The organism is Pseudoalteromonas sp. Z1A6 (assembly GCF_011378745.1).
GTDB classification, from domain to species: Bacteria; Pseudomonadota; Gammaproteobacteria; order Enterobacterales; family Alteromonadaceae; genus Pseudoalteromonas; species Pseudoalteromonas arctica.
On the sequence record NZ_WTKW01000664.1, the window covers coordinates 1 to 822 of the forward strand.

Genomic DNA, 822 nt, shown 5'->3' on the forward strand with positions numbered 1-822 from the left:
AACCCAAGTTTTACTTATAAACTCTCTAAACCAAGATTCTCCATGGCAGCAAAGTGTCGAGAGGGGATTACGTTCTGAATTATTAGAGCGCAATGCCGGTTTTGATCTTTTTATTGAAAATATGGACGTTGGTCGATTCAATGAAATGCGACAAAAGCGATTGATGAAGGCTTATTTACAACAGAAATATTACGATAAAAGAATAGATATAATTATTAGTCGAGGCGTTCCTGCTGCCTCATTATTATCTGAATTTGACACCTTATTTACAGGGATTCCAATAATATACCTAACACCGGGTGGTAAGTTTAAAGTACCAAAAAATGAAAATGGAATTATTATTCGACCCAAACTAAATTATAAGCAAGGGGTGATAAACGCTGTTAACTTAACAAACCCTAAAAAGTTAATTGTTATCCTGGATAGAAAAAGTGGTATAGGGTCTAATTTTTACCAACATCTTATGCCGATTATTAATAGAGACTTTTCGCATTTAACGCTAGAAAAATGGTTTGATTTACCTGCCGATGAGTTAATAAATAAAGTAAATAATGCGCCTGCTGATTCAATAATACTATTTACGCCGATTTTTAGACGTTATAACGATACGGTACTTAGCCCATTTCAATTTGTGGAGCGACTAACAAGTAACAGCTCTGTTCCTATTTTTAGTTATTGGCATTCACTGTTAGGTTCGGGGATTGTTGGAGGATATTTGCTATCTGGTGAAAAAATAGGCGCTCGAGTTGCCGAATCAATAGTTTTTTTTGATAATAATAAATATTTAGAACCGGTAGATAGCGATCAGTTAAGTACTTACTA

The 822-nt window shown here is 34.4% G+C and carries 1 protein-coding gene; it reads left to right on the plus strand.

Features of this window, described 5'->3' with window-relative positions:
- On the plus strand, nt 1–822 hold an 822-nt coding region (locus tag GQR46_RS20215), incomplete at both ends, for a diguanylate cyclase (protein WP_165742315.1).